We start from the raw sequence: 18,969 nt of genomic DNA on the forward strand, positions 1-18,969 counted from the left end.
CCCTGGCCAAGTCAGTGCTGCCAAGGCTAAGCTCGACAATGTAATTAATGAAATGAATAAAGCCACTAGGGAATTAGCAATACTAATGCTTGACTACAAATTGCTCGAAGCGCTGGTGGTAGTAATCGATCAGGGAGGCTTCGAACGCGGGGCCCGTCACCTGGGATTGACCCAGTCGGCCGTGTCCCAACGCATCAAGCTGCTCGAGGCTCGCCTGGGCCAGCCGGTGCTGGTACGCAGCCCGCGCCTCGCTCCCACGCCACTGGGCCGACGGCTGCTCAACCACGCCCAGCAGGTGCGCCTGCTGGAGAGCGATCTGCTGGGCGAGGTGCCGGCACTGGGTGGTGGCGAGCAGCGACTGCGCCTGGCGATCAACGCCGACAGCCTGGCCACGTGGTGGCCGGAGGCCATCGGGCGCTTCTGCGAGGAACATTCCGTGCTGTTCGATCTGGTGGTGGAGGATCAGGAGGTAGCTCTCAAGCGCATGAGAGACGGTGACGTGGCCGGCTGCATCTGCGACTCACCAACGCCAGTGCAAGGCGCACGCAGTCATGCACTGGGCAGCATGCGCTATCGCGCCCTGGCCAGCCCCGCCTTCGTGGCGCGTCATTTCGCCGAGGGCGTGACGTCGGAGGCGCTGCGCCGGGCGCCGGCCATCGTGTTCGGCCCCGACGACCGCCTGCAGCATCGCTACCTGGCCATGCACGGCGTCGAGCCACCCTTCCCCCACCACCTTTGCCCCTCTTCGGAGGGTTTCGTCGGCCTGGCCCTGGCCGGGCTCGGCTACGGCATGGTGCCGGAGCGTCAGGCCGAGCGCGAACTGAGCGAAGGCCGGCTGCAGGAGATCGACGCGGGACCGCACCTCGCCGAAGGCCGGCTGGTCGATCTTTCACCCGGCCAGGTGATCGACGTCCCGCTCTACTGGCACCACTGGCGCCAGGGCGGCAAGGTGCTCGACGCCCTCACCGACCACCTGCTGCGCCTGGGCGATGCCTGGCTCACGCCGCTATCCACGGCATGAGCGAATCACGAACCGCGTAGCTTGTCTTCTACGCTCGACACCTTGTCGGCCATGGACTGTTCGCGGTCGATGCGGGTGCCCAGCTTGATGGTGGTGGTGATGCGCGGCGCGCCCATCTCGTGCACCACCTCGTGGCAGCGCTTTACCACCGCCATCACCTCGTCCCACGGCCCCTCGATGTTGGTACCGTAGGCATGCATGTGATGCTCCAGGCCCGAGGCCTCGATCACCCGCTGGCAGGCGGCGATCTGCGGCGAGACCGACACGCCCACTCCCAGCGGGACGACGCAGAGATCGATGATGACGTGCATGGTTCTCTCCTCTCCGTTGTTTCGGACCTTGAATCGGCTCAGGTTGGCTCGGGCTCGCTGACGTGAATGCCGAACAGGCTGGCCTCGCCGGCGCTGCGGCCGAGGGATTCCGGCGCGGCGATGCGGCCATCGCGCACCATCACGTGGCCGCCCTGCCCCTGGGCACCGCCGATCACGCTGCCCACCAGGTAGGTGGGGAAGATGTCGGGGTCGTTCTCGTAGTTGGGGTTGTGGATCAGGCCGATCATCTGGAAGCGCCCGCGGGTGTTGCGCAGCGACTCCAGCGAGTCCTGGATCAGGCGGCGGTGCGAGAGCTTGGAGAACAGGCCGTCGAGCAGGATCACACTCTCGCGGCTGGTGCGCGCGCGGCGGCGATGGTGCCCCGGCAGTTCACGCAGCTCGCGCTCGATGGCGAACTCGGAGAGCTTGACCAGCCACATCAGCGATACCGCCTCGCGCTGGCCCTCCGACATCTCCTCGTTGAGCGAGAACAGCCGCCCGTGTGGGCGAATGGCGTCGTGCTTGAGGCGGATCGCCACGTCGTGGAACAGCCCGCGGTAGATGCGCCGGCGGATCTGGCGCAGCAGATCGTCGTCGCGCCGGCGCGCCTCGCCGTCGACCATGCCGCCGTCGCGCTCGGCGCGGCGGCGCATGGCGGCCTGGTGCTCGTCGATGTCGGCCAGCAGCGTGGCGATCAGGTCACGCAGCTGGTCGGGGCCAATCAGCGAGGCCTTGACCTCGAAGAAGGCGCCGCCCTCGCCGCTGCTCTTGGCCACGCGCTTGAGAATGTCGAGGTTGCCGGCAGCGTCCGAGATGATCGAGCTGAGGCGCTCCACCAGGGTACCTTCGATCTGCTCGCGGGAAGCATGCAGCCGTTCGACCCGTATCATGTGGTCGTCGAGCTGGCCGGCTAGCTGATCGTGCAGGCGCGAGAGGTCGTCCAGAGCCTCTGCGCTGGACTGGTTCGAGCTGGAATGACTCAGCCCTGCCAGACGGGCACGCTCGGTGTCGCTGAACATGCGGCTGTGGGCCGCTTCGGCCAGGGCCTCGGCCAGCTTGCGCTCGCCGCCTTCGACCTGGCGCGCCTGGCGCTCGCGGTTGCGCGCCTGCTCGCCCAGGTTGAGTTCGCCTAGGGCATCGACCAGGGTCTGCTGACAGGCTTCCAGCGCCTCGATGTCGAACTCGTCATGCCCCTCGCTTGCGACCATGTCGTACCAGGCATCGAGCGCGGCGTTGCGCGCCGCGTGCTCGTCCGCCTCCCCGGGCCAGCGGCTGGCCTCGGCGAGATCGACCAGCGCCGCCAGGCGCCGCGGCCAGCCCTCGGGCAGGTCGCGCAGCACCCGCAGCCACTCCACCGCCAGTTGATCGATGCAGGCCAGCGCCCGGCGCTGCTCGGCCAGGCGTGCTTCCAGGGCGTCGCGCTCCTCTCCCCGCGCCTTGCGCATCTCGCGCAGCTCGCCCAGTTCGCGCCGCACCCGGGCGATCTCGCGCTCGAGCTTCTGGCTGCCGCCGGCGGCGTCGCGCACCTCCAAATAAGCGCGAATGCGGGTGAAGTCGAAGTCGGCACGGCGGGTCGCCCGTGCCTGGGCGGCTTCCAGCTCCTCCTGCACCTCGGCGGCAGTGGCCATGAAGTCGACGCCGCCCTCCGCTTCGAAGCGCGCCAGGGCACGCAGCCGGTCGCGCTCTCCGTCGCTAAAGATTCCGCGCAGCTGGGCTTCTGTCTCTTCCACCTGGCGCTTGAGCACCTCGCGCTGCTCCTCGGCGGCCTCCAGCCGAACGCTCGCCTCGCTCAGGTGGCGTTCGAGTTCGGCGAGGCGCGCCTCCAGCGCCTGCAGCCGCTCGACGCCGCCGGCGTCGCTGAACTGCTCGGCGGCGAGCCAGGTCTGGCCATGGGCCTCCAGCTCGCGAGCCGCCGCTTCGCGCATCGGCGCGAATTCGGCCAGCGCCGTCTCGGCCTCGAGCCGCGCCTCGGCGGCCTCCTGCTGGGCGATCTCGCCACCCTCCTGCAGGTAGCGCTGGTAGTCGTCGATACAGGCGAGTGCGGCGTCGGTTAGCCGAGGCGCCAGCTCCGTCTCTTGCGCTTCCAGCGCCGCCTGCCGCTCGGCCAGCGTCTCCAGGGCCACCTCGACCTGCGCCTCGTCGGCCTCTCGTGCGCGCAGCGCCAGGGCGAAGGTCTCGCCGTGGGGATCGAGCCGCTCGCACTCGACGGCCAGCGCCTTTTGCCGCTCGCGGTCGGCGGCCAGCCGCTTCTCGGTGGCCTCGCGCAGCGCTTCCAGATAGCTGGGGTCCAGCGCGGCCTTCACCGCCAGGGTCTCGACGCCGGCCACTGCGCCCAGGGGCGGTTCGCCCCGGCTCAGCAGGCCGGCCAGCGCCTCGGCTTCGAATACCGGCACCGCCAGGCCCGCCTCGATCAGCGTGGCGGCGGCCGTCTCGGCCGCCTCGCGACCGGCTATCACCGGGGCGAACAGCACCCCGGCGGCCTGCACCAGCCACTCGCGGCGCTGCTCGGGGGTATGGGTCTCGACGTTGAGTACCGCATGCAGCGGCTGCCAGGCAATGCCGGCTTCGTCCAGTTGACGATGGGCCTCGGCCTCCACCACGCGCCGCTCCAGCGGATCGCCGGAGAGGCTCTCCAGGTAGCGCTCGCGGGCAGCGATGTCGGCTTCCAGCGCCTCCGCTTCGCGCAGCAGCCGCGGGTAGCGGCGCCGGGCATCGGCAAGCCACTTCTCCGGGGCCAGCTCGCTGCGCTCGGCGAAGTCGAGTCGCGCCCGGTGCAGCGTGCGCATGTGGTTCTCTTCATCGAGCAGACGCTTGCGCTCATCGCCCAGCTCGCGCTCCCGTTCGCGCAGGCGCGCGCGCAGGTGCACCGGCTCGTCGTCACCGTGCAGCTCAGCGTAATGACGTGCGGCCTCGGCCAGCGGTGCCAGACGGGCCAGTGTGCGCTCGGCCTCCTGACGGCGCTGCTCGGCCTCACGGCAGTTCGACTCAAGCTCGGCCAGCGCGGTCTTGCGCCGTGACCAGAAGCCGCTCACCTCTTCACCCGGCCAGCCTTGGACGAAAGCGCGCCAAGGCGCCTGGCCGCGGGCCAGCAGGCCCTGCTCACCGCTCAGACGTTCACGCTCACCGTTTAGCCGCTCACGCTCGCCGCGGGCGGTCTCGAAGGCGCCGAGCGCCTCGTCGCGGCGCCGGGTCAGCTCGTCCAGGGACTCGGCCAGCTCGGCCTCGCGCTCAAGCTTCTCCTCGAGCCGCTCGGCCGGAGCAATACCCGGGCACTCGCTGCGGTAGGTGTCGTGCCAGGCGGCGATCTGCTTGAGTTCGCCGACGCGGCCCAGGTGCGCGTTGAGGGCGCGGCGAGCGTCGGCGGCCTCGGCCTTGGCCGCTGCGGCGCTGGCTTCGGGGGTTTCCAGCTCGTCCTCGCTGAATAGGCCCTCGGCCAGCGCCTGGGTGTAAAAGCTCTGGTTGTCGACGAAGTCGCGCTGCTGGGATTCCAGCCGCTCGCGCTCGTGCTCCAGGTCGTCGCGACGCTCGTCCAGCTCGGTGAGTTCGCGGGTCAGCTCCTCGAGATAGACTCCGTCGCCGATCACCTCCTCCCGGAAGCGGTTGCCGTCGGCGGCCTCGAAGGCGTCGGCGCCCTCGTCCAGCGCACTCAGAGCGCGGTCGCGGGCCGTATCGTCGGCCAGGGCGTGGCTTTCGGCCAGCCACTCGCGGGCGGCCTTGAAGCTGACGTGACCGACATCGCGGTTGAGCGGCCACTCGGCCTGGGGCGGGTGAATCAGCCGACGATGGACGTCGACCCGGGCGCCGCGCTCGGAGAGCGCCTGACGCACGGCCCGCTCGGAGAGGCCGGAGAGCGTCGCGAGCAGCGAGGTGGAGACCCGCGGCCGCGAGGTATCGCCGGCGATCCAGGCGAAGCCGTCAAGCGTAGCGGCCCCGCTCTCTTCGGTGTCATCACCTGCGCTGGCACGCGGCAGCCCCGGCAGGCCAAGCAGCGCCTGGCCGCCCAGCAAGGCTTCGCTGGCCGCCAGGCCCTGGTCGAGCTCCATCAGGCGGGCGCGGGCGTCGCGCAGCGACTCGCCCTGCTCGCGCAGCTCGGCCAGACGGACCACCTTGTCGCTGGCGCGGCGCTGGTCGCTCTCTGCCTCCTCCAGGCGATGGCGCAGTTCGGTGATGTTGGTGCCGGAGTTGAGGATCACCTCCTCGATCAGCTCCTCGCTCTCGTCGGTCTCGCCGCGGGTGGCGCCGGAGAGGATCTCGGGAGCCAGCACCTCGAAGAAGAACGCCTGATCGGCCTTCTCGCCGGCACGGGGCTTGATGGCGTTGAAGATCTGGCTCTTGTCGGCACCACCCTCCTTCTGGAAGGCGGCGAGCTGGGCCAGCTCGCGACGGGAGACGTGGGCGCCCACCGCCTCGAGCCACTCCTCGCGGTTGTGGGTCAAGCGCACGCCGCGCTCGGCCATGGCCGCCTTGACGTCGCGGTTGGCGTAGAGCGCCAGCTTGCCGTCGAGGGTGAGGTGATGCACCGGCACGTCTTCGAGACGCCCGGCATAGTGGTAGAAGGAGAGCCCGCTGCCGTCGCTGTAGCCGTAGAAGCCGAACACGAAGGTTTCGCCGGCCACTTCTTCGCCGACGGCAGCCAGCATGTCGTCCTGGCGCTCGAGGCCGCTGCGCGAGCGGAACTCCACCCGCAGGTGGCTCCAGCTCCGCGCCGTGCCGCCTACCGCCGAGGGCGAGCACTTGCGCCGGGTGCGCGAGAGCAGCGTGCGGTCCCGAGATAGCAGGCCGATCAGCGCCTCGGAGAGCGTGGTCTTGCCGAAGCCGTTCTCCATGCTGATGGCGCTCGATTGGCCGCGCAGGTCGAGCAGCAGGTGGCGCATCTTGGCGTCCCAGGGCGAGGCCACGTCGCCGTGCTTGTTGAGCAGGTTGGCGACCTCGATGCGGTTGATCACGCTCATGCCTGGGTCTCCTCGTGCTCGTCGATGACAGCTTCTTGCGCTTCATCCTGATAGCGGTCCTGGGCACGGCCCTGAGCCAGCGCCTGCAGGTGGCCGAGCTGGTGAATGCCGATCTGCTCGCTCTCCAGGGCGCCAAGCAGGGTCTGCTGCCACACCTCGCCGACACTCTCCTCGGCGCCGGCACTCGCCTCAGCGTCGCGCAGGCTTTCGAGCAGCCCGGCGCGCACCTGCAGGTCGATGAAGGCACGCACCCGGCGGCTGATGTCCTCGCCGCGCTCTTCGAGCAGCACGCGGCTGGCCTCTGGGGCCTCCTCGCCCAGGCTGCGCAGCGTCTCCAGTTGGTCGCGCATCAGCTCGACCAGCTCGGCCCCGGCGAAGGTGGCCTCCTGGTAGCGGCTGACGTCGGAGAGCGCGCGGTTGTAACGGGTATAGAGCAGCGTGTGCATCAGCAGCCACAGCTGCAGGTACCACTGGGCCAGCTCCGCGCGGCTCTCCTGGCGCAGCTTGAGCGCCTCGAACACCGGCTCGCGGGTGTAGAGCGGCGGCTGCTCCAGTTCCGGGTCGGGCAGCAGCGCGTAGTAGCGCGAGCCGGGCGCAATGCCGGGGTAGTCGCCGGACTCGAAGGCCTTGAGCCGCAGCCCTTGCCCGGCCAGGAAGTCGCGCAGCGCCTCGCGCTCGGCCTCGCTGGCGTCGTCGATCAGCGCGCAGACGTCGCGCTCGGAGAGCTGGCCCTCGCGGGCGGCGCGGCGCTTGCGTCCGCCGCCCGGGGTGCGTTCGGCGCTGCGGTAGCGCAGCAGGTAGGCGACCACTTCGCCCATCTCGGTCATGTTCATACGTGCTGCTCCTGAAAGAAGCCGAGAGAGGGAGTCACGGCCCCCTCGATGCGGCGGCCGTCGTCGAGCTCAAGCTCGAAAGGCGTCGCGTCGATACCCACCGTCAGCCCAGGAGCGAGCAGTTCGGTATCGACGAAGGTATTGAGTAGCTGTGCCAAACAGTCGTCATCGTCAAAGCGGTGCCAGCCTTCGGTCAGCGCCTCGGGCAGCGACAGCGGTGCCTGCTGAATGCGCTGGCGCAGCGCCGGCCCCCGCGCTTCGAGGAAGCGCGCCAGCAGCGGATCCTCGGGGGCTGCGTCCCGCGCCTCGTCGAACACCAGCGCCACCGGGCTGACCTCGGCACGGCGGCTCTCGAGCAGCGGTATCAGCGGTGCCAGGCGCGGGAAGGTGGCCTGCACGTGCAGCGGCATCATTCGCGCTACCACGGCATCGCGCAGCGCACCAGCGGGAGGTGCCTCGAGCAGTTGGCGCGCCATGTCCTGGAAGTCGATCACGCCCATGGCCTGGATGCGTCCCTCGGCGATATCGGCGAGCAGCTCGGAGAGCCGCCGCGAGAGGTTCTCGATGGCGGTGAGCACGCGGCCGATGGCGCTTGCGAGCACGCGCAGGTCCCAGTCGTCGGACTGCGCCTCGCGCCAGCTCTCGAAGCGCTCCATCAGGCGCGGCGTGGCGAGCTGGGCGCGGGCGTCGAGCAGCGTCTGCTGAATGTTGGTCAGGGCGTTGTGGTAGTGGCGCTCGTTGTCGAGCAGCGCGGAGAGCTTGCCCTCGCGGGTGGGATTCTCGCGCACCCGGCGCAGCTCCTGGGTCAGCGCGCGGATCGCCAGCAGGATCTGGTTGGTGATGTCGGGAATGCGGGAGAAATCGCCCCGCGCCAGCGCCGCCAGCACCTTGGCGGCGTCGTATTCGGAGTAGAGCAGGTCCTCGACCTGGCTGGCCAGGGTCACCGCCTGGCGCCCGCTCGGGGTGAGGCGCACCTGGCCGGTCTGGCCCTGTTTCTCGATCAACGCGGTGCGCTTGGTGCTGCGCCGACTGCGCTCCTCTGACGCCGCGTCGTCGCCCGGCGTCGGCGATGGCTGACGGAAATGAATCTCGCTGGGGGTGGCGAGCAAGTTGATGACGAAGCTCAGGTCATCGTGGGGCAGCCCGGGGTAGCTCTCGCGCAGGTGATTGAGGCAGCGGCTCTGAGAGACGAAGGCGCTGTTGGTGGCGAAATCCTCGTCGAGCAGGTAGTCGAGCAGCAGGCAACCGAGGTCGAGCCAGTAGCCGTCGCGCAGCCCGCGACGCTGCTCCTGGCTCACCTGGACGAAGGGCGAGCCGGGCTCGTGGGCGCTGTCGTGCAGGTCGATCAGCCGCGTCGTGGCGATCAGCAGCTTGCTCCAGGCGGTCATGGGGTCTTCCCTGCGGGCGAAGAAGAAAAAGGAGCATTATGCCAAGCCCGGCTGCTCGGGTCATGACGTGGTTGTCCCCAACTCTCCACGCTCGACGTGGTCTTGCCTCGGGAAGTGCCTGAGGAAAGCCGAGCTAGAGATCATTCAGGAAAAAGCGGGCAGCTTGGCGCTCGACCTCCTCGAGCTTGCCGGGCTCCTCGAACAGATGTGAGGCACCGGGCACGATGAACAGCTCGCACTCGCTGACTGCGGTCAACCGATCCCTGGCTTGCTGGTTGAGGTCGATCACCGGTTCGTCCCGGCCCCCCCACCAGCATGAGGGCCTTTAACCTTCGCCAGGTGCCGGCCGGCCAAGTCGGCACGCTCTCTACACGCGCCCGCTGCTCTCCCCCGTGGCCACCCCACCGGCAATCAGGTGCGCCACCCGCAGCGGCTCGGGCACTCTGCCATGGGGCGTGGTGGCGCGGATCGCCGCGCCCGCCTCCTCCCTGCTCAGCCCCATGCGCTGGACGTAGACGCCCGCCAGCGGCTCCATCTCTCCAAGGCGCTCGACCAGTGCCCACTTGCGGGCACCGCCGGGAATGCGCTCGAGCAGCGCCCGGCGCATGGCCCCCTGGCGCGGCGCCCGGCGCGCCACCACCAGCACCGGCAGCCCCAGTTCGGCATGCAAGCGCGGCACGTCGATTACGTTGAAACCGGCCAGGGCCACGCCCTGCAGCATGATCAGTTGCAGGTGCGCGGCAAAGCGCGAACTGCCGGCCAGACGAATCAGCTCACGGGTGCTGTTGACGCCATCCCGTCGCACCTTGCCGGAAAGCACTCCTTCCAGGCGCAACCCCGAGAATACCGTGCCGATGATGGGCACATCGCCGCGATGAGTGCGTGGGAACGGACAATCGTCGAAACCGACGATATGCGAGAATGGGCGTCCGGTGGTTGCCATGGCCTCCGCCTCGAGTCGATAGAATTCAGCGTTTAGAACAACAGAGCAGGGAGCGCCTACATGATCGATCAGACGTTACAGCGGGTATTCGGCTATGACGACTTCCGCCCTGGGCAGCGCCCGGTCATCGAAGCGATCTCCGCCGGCCGTTCGGCGGCGGCGATCTTTCCCACCGGCTCGGGCAAGTCGCTGTGCTATCAGCTGCCGGCACTGCACCTACCCTACCTGACGCTGGTCATCTCGCCGCTGCTGGCACTGATGCAGGATCAGCTCGCCTTCCTGGCCCGTCACGGTATCGCCGCCGCCGGCATCGACTCGGGCCAGAGCCGCGAGGAGACGGCGGCGGTGATGGAGGGCGTCAAGCGCGGCGAGATCCGCATCCTCATGGTCTCGGTGGAGCGGCTCAAGAACGAGCGCTTTCGCGCCTTCATCCGCCGCATACCGATCTCGCTGTTGGTGGTGGACGAGGCCCACTGCATCTCCGAGTGGGGCCACAACTTCCGCCCCGATTACCTCAAGCTACCCCACTACCGCCATGAGTTCGGCATTCCTCAGGTACTGCTGCTGACCGCCACGGCCACGCCGCGGGTGATCGCCGACATGCGCGAGCGCTTCGACATTGCCGAGGGCGACGTCACCGCCACCGGTTTCTACCGCCCCAATCTCAACCTGGAAGTGGCGCCGGTGCCGGCCGAGATGCGCCCACGCCGCCTGGTCGAGTGGCTCCGGCCCAGGCTCGGCGGCGAGCCGCCCCAGCCCACCATCGTCTACGTCACCCTGCAGCAGACCGCCGAGCGTCTGGCCGCTTACCTGAGCAAGGCCGGCTTCGTTGCCACCGCCTATCACGCCGGACTCGACAGCGAGACCCGCGAGCGTATCCAGCGCGACTTCATGGCCGGCCATACGCCCTGCATCGTCGCCACCATCGCCTTCGGCATGGGCATCGACAAGGCCGACATCCGCAACGTGGTGCACTTCGACCTGCCCAAGTCGGTGGAAAACTACAGCCAGGAAATCGGCCGCGCAGGCCGCGACGGAAAGCCCTCCGACTGCCTGATGCTGGCCGGGCGCGATAACGTCAACGTGCTGGAGAACTTCGTCTACGGCGACACCCCGGAACCCCACGGCATCCGCATGGTGATCGACGAGCTGATCGAGGCGACCGGCACCGGGCACCAGTGGCAACTGGTGCTCAACACGCTTTCCCAGCACAGCAATATTCGCCCGCTACCGCTCAAGACCCTGCTGGTGCAGCTCGAACTGCGTGGCATCATCGCGCCGCGCTACAGCTACTTCGCCGAGTACCGCTTCCGCCTGCACGACGAGCCAGAGGTGCTGATAGCGCGCTTCGAAGGCGAGCGCAGCGCCTTCGTCCAGGTGATTCTCGACGCCTCGCAGCGTGCCCTCACCTGGTTCAGCCTCGACTTCGCGGCCCTCGAACGGCTGGGCCAAGAGCGCGGTCTCAACGTCGAACGCGCCCGCGTGCTCACTGCCCTGGATTATTTCGTCGCCCAGGGCTGGATGGTGCTCGAAAGCAAGCAGATGACCGAGGTCTATGAGGTGCTGCGCAGCAATATCGACCCGGCGGCCCTGTGCGAGGAGCTGCACGCCTATTTCCATGACAAGGAACGGGCCGAAGTCGAGCGCCTGCACGCCATGCTGGCGTTGTTCGAGAGCGAGGCGTGCCTGAGCCGCCGGCTGGCCGAATGGTTCGGCGACACCCGGGCACTCGAACGCTGCGGCCACTGTTCGGCCTGTCGCGGTGATATCGCCCGTCTGCCTGAGCCCGAGCCGCTCGAGCCGCTGTCGGGAGAGGCCGTGGCACGGCTCGCGGGCGAGCTGATGCAGCAGCTCGCCAGCAGCAGCGAGCCCCATCCCGCCACCCCCGACCTGCTGGCACGCTTCCTGTGCGGTCTGACCAGCCCTCTGCTCACCCGCCTCAAGGCGCGCCGCCTTGCCGGCTTCGGCGCGCTGGAAGCGTACCGTTACGCCGAGGTCAGGGAACTGGCCGCTCGCACTCCAGGGGTCGAGGATCAGGCATCGGCGGCGCCGATGCCGTAGCTACGCAGCTTGTTGGCAATGGTGGTATGCGAGACCCCGAGGCGCTTGGCCAGCTGACGGCTCGAAGGATACTGCGGATAGAGTGAGGCCAGGATACGCCGCTCCACGTCGCCCATGATGTCGGCAAGTGAGCCGTCGAGATCGATCCCCGACAACCCCGGCGCCTGGCCCACGTCCGGCAGGCGCAGGTGGGCGGGCTCGATGGCATCGCCCTCGCACAGCGATACCGCCTGGAACAGCACGTTCTCCAACTGGCGTACGTTGCCTGGCCAGTGATAGGTGGAGAGCCTGGCCAGCGCCGTCGGCGAAAGCGAGGGCATGCGACAGCCGATCTGGCGGGCGGCGCGATCGATGAAGTGCAGCGCCATGGCCTCGATGCCATCGAGGCAGTCGCGCAGCGGTGGCACCGTCAACGACAGAACGTTGAGCCGGTGGTAAAGATCCTGGCGGAAGTGGCCCTCGGCGCACAGCTTGGGCAGGTCCTGCTGGGTGGCGCAGATCACGCGCACGTCGAGATAGGTTTCCTCGTCACTGCCGACCCGGCGAAAGCCGCCGTCCTGCAGGAAGCGCAGCAGCTTGACCTGCAACCGAGGGCTCATCTCTCCCACCTCGTCGAGGAAGATGGTGCCGCCCGCGGTCATCTCCAGCAGCCCTAGCTTGCCTTCGGGGCGCGCGCCCTCGAAGGCGCCGGGCGCATAGCCGAACAGCTCCGTCTCGGCCATCGACTCCGGCAGGCCGGCGCAGTTGAGCGCCATGAACGGCGACTGCCCGCGAGCGCTGGCAAGGTGGCAGGCCCGTGCCAGCAGCTCCTTGCCGGTGCCGGTCTCGCCGTGGATCAGTAGCGGCGCATCCAAAGGTGCCATGCGCCGCGCCTCGCGAATCAGCGCGGCCAGCCTGGGGCTCGCCTGGAACAGCGCATCGAAGCCGCGCAGCTCCTGGCGCTGGACCTGGTAGATGCGCTCGCCGATACGATCGGCGCTGTGCAGGGTCACCACGGCGCCGGCCAGGGAGGCCACGTCGTCGTGATGCTCGCGGTGCAGCGGGGCGATGTCGGCGAGGAAGGTCGCGTAGCGCAGCTTGATGCGCAGGCCGTTGACCCGAGCATTGTTGCGCCTGACCAGCGCCGGCAGATCCACGTCGGGCAGGTAGCGATTCAGCGACAGCCCCGGCACCTCGTCGATACGCACCCCAAGCAGCTGCCCCGCCGCGCGGTTGGCGGCCACGATGTGCCCCTCCATGTCGATCGACATCACCGGATCGGAGAGCGACGACAGCAGCGCATCGAGTTCCAGGTGGCGCCGCTCGCTGGGCATCAGGCTGACCCGGCGCACACCGAATACTCCAGGTATCGACTCGAGTACCGGTTTCAACGTGGCCAGCTGCGCATTGAGCAGGTTGGGGATATGCAGATAGATGGCATTACCGTGCTCCCCGCCCACCTCGCCGCGTGCCACGTTGAGGCCGTAGTCGACGAAGTGCGAAACGATATCGCGCAGAATGCCGATACGGTTCTGGCAATGAAACCTCAATCTCATGGTAGGCCTCTACGGCATGATCGGAACGCGACTGGTCATGCCAGCAGCAAAACACGTCAAGACGACGTGACTTGGGTGTAAAGATAACGTGACGGCTGTTCGGGTACAAAGGCGCCACCGTACCCGGTCGAAGACCATTGGCACAAAGAAAGAATGAATCGTAAGGATTTCTTTACACCTCGACCCGGTTCCGTGCTCGGAAGCGCTTTACTGCGTCGGGAGAAACACCAATTCGCTGCCCTAGACTCGAGTCAAAGGTTCGCAAGACAAACACAAGATCAGCACAAGACCTTCCGACCGGAGACAGCCATGACGTCATCCAACCCGTATCTCAGCGGCGTGGCCAGCAAGACCGGCTACCGCGCTCGTTTGCCTGACGACAACGGCTTCATCGACTGGCCTGATCAGGACAATGCCACCTGGCAGACGCTGATGCAGCGCCAGCTCGGCATGCTCGAGGGACGTGTCTGCCAGGAGTATCTCGACGGCCTGGAGCGCCTCGCCCTGCCCGAGGATCGCATTCCCCAGCTCGCCGACATCGACCGCGTGCTCCACGCCGCCACCGGCTGGCAAACCGCCCAGGTGCCGGCGCTGATCCCTTTCGACACCTTCTTCGAGCTGCTGGCCAACCGACGCTTCCCGGTAGCGACCTTCATCCGCACCCCGGAAGAACTCGACTATCTCAAGGAGCCGGACATCTTCCATGAGATCTTCGGCCACTGCCCGATGCTCACCAATCCGGCCTTCGCCGAATTCACCGCCACCTATGGTCGCCTCGGCCTTGCCGCCGAGCCCAAGGAGCGGGTCTACCTGGCGCGGCTCTACTGGATGACCGTGGAGTTCGGCCTGGTGGACACCCCGGCCGGACGGCGCATCTATGGCGGCGGCATCATCTCCTCGCCCAAGGAGACCCTGCACGCACTATCGGACGTGCCCGAACATTTCCCGTTCGACCCCATCGAGGCGCTGCGCACGCCCTATCGCATCGACATCCTGCAGCCGCTCTACTACGTGCTTGACGATCTCTCGAGGCTGCACGAGCTTTCCCAGCAGGACATCATGAGCATGGTGCACCGGGCCATGGAACTGGGCCTGCACGAACCCCGCTTCGAGCCGGCCCCGAAGAAGGCTGCCAAGGCGTAAACGCCACCGCGATACACCCCAACGACACCCCGACGAGGAAGAAGCATGACCGAACTCTCCGAACAGCAGTGTGAAGCGTGCAGCTGGGACGCTCCCCATGTCAGCGACGCCGAGATCGATACGCTCAAGCGCGACATTCCCGAATGGAACATCGAGGAGCGCGACGGCATCAAGCAGCTCGAGCGTGTGTTCAAGTTCCGCAATTTCAAGCAGGCCCTGGCCTTCACCAACCGCGTCGGCGAAATCGCCGAGGAGGTGGGCCACCACCCCGCCCTGCTGACGGAATGGGGCAAGGTCACCGTGACCTGGTGGTCGCACGAGATGAAGGGGCTGCACAAGAACGACTTCATCCTCGCCGCGCGTACCGACAAGGCGGCTGCGGAAGGCTGACGCATCCGGCTTCGCTCGGCACTCACACCAGGTGTCGGGCGGCGCCGGGCATCGTGTCGACTCCCTGCAGCCATATTGCTTACAAACCAAATGGACGATTTCTCCCAAGCACTATCGCTTTTTTCTTACGTAGCGAGTAGCGATATACCTCTCTTGTTAGCTGTCGGCATCGTTTAGCTTGGAGCACGAGCCTCGTTCGGGGCTCGAATACTTCAAGAAGACAACTTCACGAGAGGAAAATAACGATGAAGGGAGTCGTACAGGCCGCCCTGCTGGCGCTGACACTGAGCTTCGCGACACTGGCCATGGCCCAGGACGTGGCACCGATCAACGTCAACACCGCCGATGCGGAACTGCTCGCCGAGCTGCCCGGCATTGGCCCTAGCCGGGCCCAGGCGATCATCGAGGATCGCGAAGCCAACGGAAACTTCGAAAGTGCCGACGACCTGACCCGGGTCAGCGGCATCGGATCGGCCACCGTGGACGGTTTCCGCGACCAAGTGGAATTCTAAGATCAGAATCGAGCATTGGTCGAAACGCAGCGAGGCCGGCTATCCGCCGGCCTCGCCGTCATTCTGGGCAGGGTTTCTTCTTATGGCCTATAGACGTAAACCACCGTCGCATTCGATCACCCGACCGGTGAAATAGTCGTTCTCGATGATGAACGCCACGCTCTGGGCGATATGATCGGGATCGCCGAGCCGTCTGAGCGGCACGCCGGCGGTCAGCTTCTCGAGCATGTCGTCACGCATCGAGGCGGTCATGTCGGTCTCGATGAACCCCGGCGCCACCGCACCCACGCGAATCCCATAGCGTGCCAGCTCCCTGGCCCAAGTGGTGGTCAGCGCCACCACGGCAGCCTTGGCCGCCGCATAGTTGCTCTGGCCCATGTTGCCGGCCCGCGAAATGCTGGAGATATTGACGATCACCCCACCGTGCCCCGCCTCGACCATTTGCGAGGCCGCTTCACGCCCGCAAAGGAAGACGCCAGTGAGGTTGACGTCGATGACGGACTGCCACTGTTCCAGCGACATGGTCTTCTCGACCTTGCCGTCTCTGGCCTTGACCAGCAGGGCATCACGCAGGATACCGGCATTGTTCACCAGGCCGCTGACAGGCCCCAGGGTAGCCGCCACATCACCGAAAGCCTGCTTCACCGATGCCTCGTCCGCCACGTTCACACGAAACGCGCCGGCCTCCACGCCCTGCGCATGCAGCGCGGAGACGGCCTTGTCCAGAGCATCAGTGTCCAGATCCATCAATGCCAGCGTGGCCCCCTGACGCCCCAGGCGCTGCGCCATGGCAAAGCCAAGGCCGCGGGCACCGCCGGTAATCGCAACTACGCTCTTGTCCAGTTTCATTCGTTGTCCCCTGTTATGGCAAAGGCGGTCACTGCCGGTTGGCGGTAAACCGGCCACGGAGTGCCGCACCGCACATGTCTCTTTACTAGTTCGGCAGCTAACGACGGAGCTTGAGTGTCGTATACAATTTTGTGCGATGCAACATAACACATGCAAGTCAGCACTCCTCCGCGCCACCGCTTGAACTTGGAGGAGTCGCCCCCATTTCAAGGTGAACCGATGCGTACGGAGTCACCATGCCCTTACTTCTGTTCATTTCCCTGTTCACGCTTCTCGATTTCGTCGTCCTGTTCTCCGTCGGCAGCCAGATCGGCCTGCTGGCCACGCTGATACTGGTGCTGGCCACCGGCTTCATCGGGCTCTACCTGATACGCCAAGAGGGCACCGCCACTCTGGCACGCGCTCGCCAGCGCATGGCGCAAGGCGAACTGCCCTCAAGTGAACTATTGACGGGCGCGGCGCTGATCTTCGGCGGCGCCCTGCTGCTTGCCCCCGGCTTCCTTTCCGACGCGCTCGGCCTGCTGTGCGTCGTGCCCGGTGCGCGCCGCCTGCTCGCACGCCTGTTGGCACTGATCAACCTTCGCCTGCAAGGCGTGGCCTACCGCAGCTCGCCAGGCAACACAGGACACAGCCGCGACTGGCAGCGCCCCGAGGGGGATCCGCACGTGCGCGACACTCAGGAAGGCCAGCCCGGAGGAGATGACGGACAACCGCTGGAAGGCGACTTCATCAGTCGCAACGAGCCACGCCGCTAGGCTTCATCGACGAATCGCCCAGGCAAAAAAATTTTACCGCTGGCCCTTGAAAGGGATTTGCCCGGCCCCATTTCTCGGTCAGCACAAGGCTACGGTGCCGAGTGGAGCTCGGCATCTTAAACAAGGAAGGCGTCCTCGCCCTCCACCTTCCGGGTTTGCCGGGAGGAAATGATGAACCGCCATGCTTGCATGGCACCACTGACCATCAGGAGAACGTGAGCAATGAACATCCGTCCCTTGCACGATCGCGTCGTCGTCCGTCGCGTTGAAGAAGAGCAGAAAACCGCTGGCGGCATCGTGCTTCCGGGCAACGCCCAGGAAAAGCCGACTCGTGGCGAAGTGCTCGCCGTCGGTAACGGCCGGATTCTCGACAACGGTGACGTCCGTCCCCTGGACGTCAAGGTCGGCGACACCGTGATTTTCAAGGAAGGCTTTGGCGTCGAGAAGCAGAAGATCGATGGCGAGGAAGTCCTGATCATGAGCGAGAGCGACATTCTCGCCGTGGTCGAAGGCTGAGCCAACGCACCTACTCCGTTCCCATAGACGTTCACGAACTCACAGGAAGTAACGAAAAATGGCAGCGAAACAAGTCAAGTTCTCCGATGACGCCCGTAAGCGCATGGCCCGTGGCGTAGACGTTCTGGCCAACGCCGTGAAGGCTACCCTGGGCCCGAAAGGCCGCAACGTGGTACTGGAAAAATCCTTCGGTGCTCCCACCGTCACCAAGGACGGCGTCTCCGTCGCCAAGGAGATCGAACTGAAAGACAAGTTCGAGAACATGGGCGCCCAGATGGTCAAGGAAGTCGCCTCCAAGACTTCCGACGTCGCCGGTGACGGTACCACCACCGCTACCGTGCTGGCCCAGTCCATCGTCACCGAGGGTATGAAGGGCGTGACCGCGGGCATGAACCCGATGGACCTGAAGCGCGGCATCGACCAGGCCGTGGTCGCCGCCGTCAAGGAAATCGAAGCCCTGGCCGTGCCCTGCACCGACTCCAAGGCCATCGCCCAGGTCGGCACCATCTCTGCCAACGGCGACAAGCGCATCGGTGAGATCATCGCCGAAGCCATGCAGAAGGTCGGCAAGGAAGGCGTCATCACCGTCGACGAAGGCCGTGGCTTCGAGGACGAGCTGGAAGTCGTGGAAGGCATGCAGTTCGATCGCGGCTACCTGTCGCCCTACTTCGTGACCAACCAGGACACCATGGCGGTCGAGCTGGAAGACCCCTACCTGCTGCTGGTCGACAAGAAGATCTCCAACATCCGCGAACTGCTGCCGGTGCTGGAAGCCGTCGCCAAGTCCGGCAAGCCGCTGGCGATCATCGCCGAGGACATCGAAGGCGAAGCGCTGGCCACCCTGGTGGTCAACAACATGCGCGGCATCGTCAAGGTCGCGGCTGCCAAGGCACCCGGCTTCGGCGACCGTCGCAAGGCCATGCTGCAGGATATCGCCATCCTGACCAACGGCACCGTGATCTCCGAGGAAGTGGGTCTGACCCTGGAGCAGGCCAACCTGGATCACCTGGGCAGCGCCAAGCGCATCACCATGTCCAAGGAGAACACCACCATCATCGACGGCGCCGGTAACGAAGGCGACATCGAGGCCCGCGTCAACCAGATCCGTGCGCAGATCGAAGAGACCTCTTCCGACTACGACCGCGAGAAGCTGCAGGAGCGCGTCGCCAAGCTGGCTGGCGGTGTCGCCGTCATCCGCGTCGGTGCTGCCACCGAAGTGGAGATGAAGGAGAAGAAGGCTCGCGTCGAGGACGCCCTGCACTCCACTCGCGCCGCCGTCGAGGAAGGCGTGGTGCCTGGCGGTGGTACCGCTCTGGTCCGCGTGCTGACCAAGATCAAGGACCTCAAGGGCGACAACGAGGACCAGACCCACGGTATCGCCATCGCGCTGCGCGCCATGGAGTCCCCGCTGCGTCAGATCGTGACCAACGCCGGCCAGGAAGCCTCCGTGATCCTCAACGAGGTGAAGGCAGGCGAAGGTAACTTCGGCTACAACGCCCAGACCGGCGAGTTCGGCGACCTGTTCGAGATGGGTGTGCTGGACCCGGCCAAGGTAACCCGTACTGCCCTGCAGTCCGCCGGTTCCGTGGCTGGCCTGATGATCACCACCGAGTGCATGATCGCCGACGATCCGGAAGAGAAGGAAGCGGGTCCGGACATGGGCGGCATGGGTGGAATGGGCGGCATGGGCGGCATGATGTAAGCCACCCCCACCTAGGCCTTGACCGGCCTGCAAGACCAAGCAAGCCCCGCCTCGTGCG

Annotated in this window: 16 protein-coding genes; 8 read left to right on the forward strand and 8 right to left on the reverse strand. The window is 66.6% G+C overall.

The window, feature by feature from the left end:
- The first annotated feature begins 85 nt into the window (after positions 1-85).
- Complete coding sequence (locus KPL81_RS08720) at positions 86-1,021, forward strand: LysR family transcriptional regulator ArgP (protein WP_219791492.1); 936 nt, start codon at positions 86-88, stop codon at positions 1,019-1,021.
- Between the two features lie 5 nt (positions 1,022-1,026).
- Here KPL81_RS08720 and KPL81_RS08725 read toward each other — a convergent pair whose 3' ends face one another.
- The 6 genes from KPL81_RS08725 to KPL81_RS08750 form a co-directional block, all read right to left on the reverse strand.
- Positions 1,027-1,332 carry an MTH1187 family thiamine-binding protein gene (locus KPL81_RS08725; RefSeq protein ID WP_219791493.1) on the reverse strand — a complete coding sequence of 102 codons (306 nt, stop codon included), beginning with the start codon at positions 1,330-1,332 and terminating at the stop codon, positions 1,027-1,029.
- A gap of 38 nt (positions 1,333-1,370) precedes the next feature.
- Positions 1,371-6,284: a coiled-coil domain-containing protein gene (locus tag KPL81_RS08730; protein ID WP_219791494.1), complete on the reverse strand. Its 4,914-nt coding sequence runs from the start codon at positions 6,282-6,284 to the stop codon at positions 1,371-1,373.
- Positions 6,281-7,117 carry a hypothetical protein gene (locus KPL81_RS08735; RefSeq protein ID WP_219791495.1) on the reverse strand — a complete coding sequence of 279 codons (837 nt, stop codon included), beginning with the start codon at positions 7,115-7,117 and terminating at the stop codon, positions 6,281-6,283. The genes KPL81_RS08730 and KPL81_RS08735 overlap by 4 nt, the downstream gene beginning before the upstream one ends.
- A complete protein-coding gene (locus tag KPL81_RS08740; protein WP_219791496.1) occupies positions 7,114-8,505 on the reverse strand; it encodes a hypothetical protein in 1,392 nt (463 codons plus the stop codon). Before KPL81_RS08740 ends, KPL81_RS08735 begins: the two co-directional genes overlap by 4 nt.
- A 133-nt stretch (positions 8,506-8,638) precedes the next feature.
- Positions 8,639-8,794 carry a hypothetical protein gene (locus KPL81_RS08745; RefSeq protein WP_219791497.1) on the reverse strand — a complete coding sequence of 52 codons (156 nt, stop codon included), beginning with the start codon at positions 8,792-8,794 and terminating at the stop codon, positions 8,639-8,641.
- 78 nt (positions 8,795-8,872) lie between these two features.
- On the reverse strand, positions 8,873-9,448 hold the full coding sequence (locus tag KPL81_RS08750; protein ID WP_219791498.1) for an endonuclease dU: 576 nt from the start codon (positions 9,446-9,448) through the stop codon (positions 8,873-8,875).
- A 60-nt stretch (positions 9,449-9,508) separates the two neighbouring features.
- On the opposite strand from KPL81_RS08750, the gene KPL81_RS08755 reads away from it, so the two are divergent.
- A complete protein-coding gene (locus tag KPL81_RS08755) occupies positions 9,509-11,509 on the forward strand; it encodes a RecQ family ATP-dependent DNA helicase (protein WP_219791499.1) in 2,001 nt (666 codons plus the stop codon).
- Here the strand turns inward: KPL81_RS08755 and KPL81_RS08760 are convergent.
- The gene (locus tag KPL81_RS08760; RefSeq protein ID WP_219791500.1) at positions 11,482-13,044 is read right to left on the reverse strand and encodes a sigma-54-dependent transcriptional regulator; all 1,563 of its coding nucleotides are present in this window, start codon (positions 13,042-13,044) and stop codon (positions 11,482-11,484) included. The genes KPL81_RS08755 and KPL81_RS08760 overlap by 28 nt on opposite strands.
- 309 nt (positions 13,045-13,353) lie before the next feature.
- Here KPL81_RS08760 and phhA point away from each other — a divergent pair, with 309 nt between their 5' ends.
- From phhA to KPL81_RS08775, 3 genes are all read left to right on the forward strand, one after another.
- The gene (gene phhA / locus KPL81_RS08765) at positions 13,354-14,187 is read left to right on the forward strand and encodes a phenylalanine 4-monooxygenase (RefSeq protein WP_219791501.1); all 834 of its coding nucleotides are present in this window, start codon (positions 13,354-13,356) and stop codon (positions 14,185-14,187) included.
- A 45-nt stretch (positions 14,188-14,232) separates the two neighbouring features.
- The gene (locus KPL81_RS08770) at positions 14,233-14,577 is read left to right on the forward strand and encodes a 4a-hydroxytetrahydrobiopterin dehydratase (protein ID WP_219791502.1); all 345 of its coding nucleotides are present in this window, start codon (positions 14,233-14,235) and stop codon (positions 14,575-14,577) included.
- A gap of 245 nt (positions 14,578-14,822) precedes the next feature.
- The gene (locus KPL81_RS08775) at positions 14,823-15,089 is read left to right on the forward strand and encodes a ComEA family DNA-binding protein (RefSeq protein ID WP_219791503.1); all 267 of its coding nucleotides are present in this window, start codon (positions 14,823-14,825) and stop codon (positions 15,087-15,089) included.
- A gap of 87 nt (positions 15,090-15,176) precedes the next feature.
- Here the strand turns inward: KPL81_RS08775 and KPL81_RS08780 are convergent, their stop codons facing one another.
- A complete protein-coding gene (locus KPL81_RS08780; protein ID WP_219791504.1) occupies positions 15,177-15,938 on the reverse strand; it encodes an SDR family oxidoreductase in 762 nt (253 codons plus the stop codon).
- A gap of 236 nt (positions 15,939-16,174) precedes the next feature.
- On the opposite strand from KPL81_RS08780, the gene KPL81_RS08785 reads away from it, so the two are divergent.
- From KPL81_RS08785 to groL, 3 genes are all read left to right on the forward strand, one after another.
- Positions 16,175-16,693 (forward strand): FxsA family protein, encoded by a 519-nt coding sequence (locus tag KPL81_RS08785; protein WP_219791505.1) that lies wholly within the window; start codon positions 16,175-16,177, stop codon positions 16,691-16,693.
- Between the two features lie 222 nt (positions 16,694-16,915).
- Positions 16,916-17,209, forward strand: coding sequence for a co-chaperone GroES (locus KPL81_RS08790; RefSeq protein WP_104204123.1), 294 nt, complete (start codon positions 16,916-16,918; stop codon positions 17,207-17,209).
- 58 nt (positions 17,210-17,267) lie between these two features.
- Positions 17,268-18,911 (forward strand): chaperonin GroEL, encoded by a 1,644-nt coding sequence (gene groL, locus KPL81_RS08795; protein WP_219791506.1) that lies wholly within the window; start codon positions 17,268-17,270, stop codon positions 18,909-18,911.
- Positions 18,912-18,969 lie beyond the last annotated feature (58 nt).

This window comes from Billgrantia antri (assembly GCF_019430905.1).
In the GTDB taxonomy this organism is placed as follows: domain Bacteria; phylum Pseudomonadota; class Gammaproteobacteria; order Pseudomonadales; family Halomonadaceae; genus Halomonas; species Halomonas antri.

Bases quoted from the DNA above. Each gene is read 5' to 3' on its own strand.
- KPL81_RS08720 (WP_219791492.1), top strand. From the start codon at position 86: ATGCTTGACTACAAATTGCTCGAAGCGCTGGTGGTAGTAATCGATCAG.
- KPL81_RS08725 (WP_219791493.1), bottom strand. From the start codon at position 1,332: ATGCACGTCATCATCGATCTCTGCGTCGTCCCGCTGGGAGTGGGCGTG.
- KPL81_RS08730 (WP_219791494.1), bottom strand. From the start codon at position 6,284: ATGAGCGTGATCAACCGCATCGAGGTCGCCAACCTGCTCAACAAGCAC.
- KPL81_RS08735 (WP_219791495.1), bottom strand. From the start codon at position 7,117: ATGAACATGACCGAGATGGGCGAAGTGGTCGCCTACCTGCTGCGCTAC.
- KPL81_RS08740 (WP_219791496.1), bottom strand. From the start codon at position 8,505: ATGACCGCCTGGAGCAAGCTGCTGATCGCCACGACGCGGCTGATCGAC.
- KPL81_RS08750 (WP_219791498.1), bottom strand. From the start codon at position 9,448: ATGGCAACCACCGGACGCCCATTCTCGCATATCGTCGGTTTCGACGAT.
- KPL81_RS08755 (WP_219791499.1), top strand. From the start codon at position 9,509: ATGATCGATCAGACGTTACAGCGGGTATTCGGCTATGACGACTTCCGC.
- KPL81_RS08760 (WP_219791500.1), bottom strand. From the start codon at position 13,044: ATGAGATTGAGGTTTCATTGCCAGAACCGTATCGGCATTCTGCGCGAT.
- phhA (WP_219791501.1), top strand. From the start codon at position 13,354: ATGACGTCATCCAACCCGTATCTCAGCGGCGTGGCCAGCAAGACCGGC.
- KPL81_RS08770 (WP_219791502.1), top strand. From the start codon at position 14,233: ATGACCGAACTCTCCGAACAGCAGTGTGAAGCGTGCAGCTGGGACGCT.
- KPL81_RS08775 (WP_219791503.1), top strand. From the start codon at position 14,823: ATGAAGGGAGTCGTACAGGCCGCCCTGCTGGCGCTGACACTGAGCTTC.
- KPL81_RS08780 (WP_219791504.1), bottom strand. From the start codon at position 15,938: ATGAAACTGGACAAGAGCGTAGTTGCGATTACCGGCGGTGCCCGCGGC.
- KPL81_RS08785 (WP_219791505.1), top strand. From the start codon at position 16,175: ATGCCCTTACTTCTGTTCATTTCCCTGTTCACGCTTCTCGATTTCGTC.
- KPL81_RS08790 (WP_104204123.1), top strand. From the start codon at position 16,916: ATGAACATCCGTCCCTTGCACGATCGCGTCGTCGTCCGTCGCGTTGAA.
- groL (WP_219791506.1), top strand. From the start codon at position 17,268: ATGGCAGCGAAACAAGTCAAGTTCTCCGATGACGCCCGTAAGCGCATG.